1 rRNA gene is annotated in these 246 nt (G+C 46.7%); it reads left to right on the top strand.

The annotated features are described in order from the left end of the window. Nucleotides 1–149: 149 nt before the first annotated feature. A 5S ribosomal RNA gene (rrf, locus tag KNQ15_RS16700) occupies nt 150–246 on the top strand; the annotation flags it as partial.

The raw sequence follows: 246 nt of genomic DNA, 5'->3' as shown, positions 1-246 counted from the left end.
GCGACATGTGGAGCTGAGTGATACTAATCGGTCGAGGCCTTGTTCTAGCAGATGCATTGTTGATGACTTCAGTTTTGAGGGCGCGAGCCTTTCAAAAAAACGAAAAAAAGTCTTGACGTTATGTGAACATAATGTTAAGATAATAAATGTCTGGTGGCGATAGCCAAGTGGTCACACCCGTTCCCATGCCGAACACGGAAGTTAAGCACTTGAACGCCGAAAGTAGTTGGGGGCTTCCCCCTGTGA

Origin of the sequence: Exiguobacterium sp. s168, assembly GCF_018619035.1 — a bacterium.
GTDB classification, from domain to species: Bacteria; Bacillota; Bacilli; order Exiguobacteriales; family Exiguobacteriaceae; genus Exiguobacterium_A; species Exiguobacterium_A acetylicum.
This window is presented reverse-complemented; position numbering and strand designations above follow the sequence as displayed.